This is a genomic window from Nitrosomonas sp. (genome assembly GCF_020852615.1).
In the GTDB taxonomy this organism is placed as follows: domain Bacteria; phylum Pseudomonadota; class Gammaproteobacteria; order Burkholderiales; family Nitrosomonadaceae; genus Nitrosomonas.
The window spans coordinates 1-3148 of record NZ_JADZAJ010000029.1 but is presented as its reverse complement, the minus strand read 5'-3'; the positions used below and the strand labels follow the sequence as shown (position 1 = coordinate 3148).

The 3148-nt window shown below is 52.0% G+C and carries 2 protein-coding genes; both read right to left on the bottom strand.

All coding sequences use genetic code 11. The features are described from left to right. Positions 1-632: sialidase family protein (locus IT527_RS06720; protein ID WP_292967761.1), on the bottom strand; the 632-nt coding region annotated here is incomplete at its 3' end. 161 nt (positions 633-793) lie between these two features. After that, complete coding sequence (locus IT527_RS06715; RefSeq protein ID WP_292967760.1) at positions 794-2905, bottom strand: TonB-dependent receptor; 2112 nt, start codon at positions 2903-2905, stop codon at positions 794-796. Positions 2906-3148 lie beyond the last annotated feature (243 nt).

The following is a 3148-nucleotide window of genomic DNA, read 5'->3' as shown; positions in this document are numbered from 1 at the left end:
CCATCTTCCGACACTGCATAGTAAACCGTGGTGCCAACATACTTCTGCCCGGTCTTGCCAGCCGCATCACGCTCACGTCCGTCGAACCAGGCCAGCGTCACACGGCCATCGTCACCCAGTGTCAAGGTGCTGAACCCATGGCTGATTTCGCCGTGGTCATCGTTCACGGTCACGGGCTCTGAAAAAGTACGGCCACCATCGACAGAACGGGCAAAACGGATATTCCCGGCAAACACCTTCGGCAGCGCCTGTACCCAGGTTACTGCGATCACTCCGTTACGCACCGCGATCTTCGGCCGGTTCTGGTTTTCCGCAAGAATCGCTTCAGGTTGCGGATTTACCGTTACACCTTCAGAAAAATGCTTGCCGCCATCTTCCGAGTGGCTCACCCGGATATGACCATCCTGCATGCGTGCCAGCCACAACCCTCCTTTTTCATCAGATGCCACGGAAACAGCCATGCCAACCGATCGTGTGCGCATTTCCGCCCACATTTTGTTCATATCGTGTTTGGGCTTTGCTGCCTTGTCATCATGTGCATGCTCTGCTGCCTGCACCACAGGCTGAGCAAAAGGAGTTACCGCAGAAATCGCGGCAATAACCATTGTTGTAATGAAATGTTTAACTGACATCTTCACTCCATTTGAGTTAGGGAAAGCTCTGAAAAACTACCCACGTTGTCATTTTTGCGTTAAAAGTTACTAACTTTCACCTTGAACTGACTACCTCGCTAACGTCTTTCAGAGATTCCTTAAGCATCCCCTCCCGCCAGCCGGCAGGAAAAACGGATACGCTACATGCGATATTCCAGACCCGCAAAGAAGGAACGGCCATCTCCCGGCAGGAATTGCGCCTGGTCGATTCCCCTGGCGTTGTCGATGACACCCGTGGTAGCAGCATACTTGCGATCGGTCAGATTACGCGCCTCAGCAAACCAGGAAAAGCCGGTTTTGTTGCGCTTGCCGATCTTGAAACCCAGCAGTGCGTAGGAATCTGCATACACCGTATTAGCATGATCCACGTAATATTTCTCGGGCGACCAGTCCACGTTCGGACCAATATAATAGCCTTCCGGGTGACGGTAGGTCAGCTCAGCCTTGTAAAAATGACGCGGGATACCGGCCAGCCGGTTATTGCCGAAGGTGGGATCACCATCAAACTTGAAATCATTGAACAGGTACATCTGGCGCAGATAGAACATTTTCACCAACTCTACATCCAACCCCAGCTCAACCCCCTGATGTACGGTTTTACCTGCATTGACCGTACCCAGCGGAGAACTGGTCACAGGATCAACCAGGGCAAGCAGCTCATTGCGCACATGTGCTCGATACAGCGCAATGTCCCATTCAGCTATACCGAAATGCCCCCGGCTACCCGCTTCAAATGTAATCGCACGCTGGGCTTTAGCAAATACCGGTGCCAAAGTCGGCCCACTGGTCAGTTCAGAGAAACTGGGGGGTTCAAAACTGGTACTGACATTACTGAAGAATTGAATATGCGGATTCAGTTCATAGATCAGCCCTGCCTTGGGCGTAAAACGCTGGTAGTTCTTGCTGCGATCCAGGGCTCCTGCTGTAAACAGATCTTTTTGTTTACGCGTCGTATAAGTGTACTGAGCACCGGCAATCAGCGAAAGTTCTGGTAGCAGGTAGAACTGATCTTCCCCATAAACAACATAGCTGCTGGCATGCTGATCAAATTTGGCCGTGCGTGCACCAGCCCTCCCGCTAACATTGATAAAACGATTGTCACTTACATCACCCCAGCTTGGCTCGAAACCCAGCACAAAACGGTTACGGTAGCCCGCGACCGGTATTTCGTTGATATAGCGTAATCCCAGGCCATAATCATTGGTGGGCTGAGCCAGCACCTGGTAAATCGGATGCCACAGATCTTTATGTGAGTAAAATCCGGAAAATTCCAGCTGCTGGCTGTTCCCCAGTTTGAACACAGTGCGATTGGCCACTCGGATCAGATCAAAATCACGCTTCTGCCGACCCATCAGACTGGTGGCGTTGGCCTGCCTCGGATTATCTCTCAACTGCGCCTTGGTCAGGTTACCCGGCAATTGCGAGTCGGTTTTGGTATAGGTCAGGTAAAAACGGGTTTCCAGATCGGGTGTGATGCGATAGCCGACATTGCTGAACATGCGCCAGTTTTCCTGCTCCGACCAGTCACGGAAACCATCCTGGCTGTAGCGGGAAACACTGGCAAAATAATCCAGCGAGCCATGCACACCACCGGAAGAGAGCATCAGACGGTTATAGCCAAAACTGCCTGCCTCACCGCGTGCACGGAAACGCTCGGCATCATAACCGGTAGGCGTTACGTAATTGATTGCGCCACCCAGTGTGGTTGATCCATATTGCAGCGCATTGCCACCCCGATAAACTTCGATATAGCGTGCTGCCAGTGGCTCAATTGCCTGAAAATCCGCTCCGCCATCGGCCAGATTCAGGCGGGAACCATCCTGCAACAGCTTGATGCCACGCATGTGGAATGTACGCTGAATACCGGAGCCACGAATCGACAAGCGCGCTTCTTCGGCACCAAAACGGGGCTGAACAAACACACCCGGCGAATACCCCAGCGCATCCTGTAACGTCGAAGCACGGCCGGTAGCATACGATTCACTGTCAATGACATTCGCCCCTCCCGGAACCTGACGCATTTTTTGCTTCACTTCCGGCAGACTCGGCACAGTCAGCGATGCCTGCCCCGGTGCAACTACTCTGATCGTTTCCAGCTGTACCGGCGGATCATCCATCTCATGAGCCTGTGCCCATGACGCCGCTACAACAGCCAGTACCCCGGCCACCGCGACTGTCAGCGGTTTTCGGGCCATAATATTTCCGGCTATTTGAGCAGACAGTCGTACCTGACCAACCCCTTTTCCCTTCATTTCTTCTCCTTCCTCTGGAATTATTAGTATGGTGTTCACGTAAACCACTAATGTTAAGCCCAGTAGGAAGGCATCTCAATGCGACAAATTGTCGCACCTTGAAGAAAAAACAAACGGATTAACGGGTTAATTCGAAATTTGGATCAGTAAAAAAAGCTGGGGAATACCATTTTATTCGGTTTCCCGGCATACCTTACCGGGGTATGCCGCCTTGATCTATTTTATGCGCCTACATCCGATACT

Coding starts and splice junctions, on each gene's coding strand:
- IT527_RS06715 (WP_292967760.1), bottom strand. CDS start 2,905: ATGAAGGGAAAAGGGGTTGGTCAGGTACGACTGTCTGCTCAAATAGCC.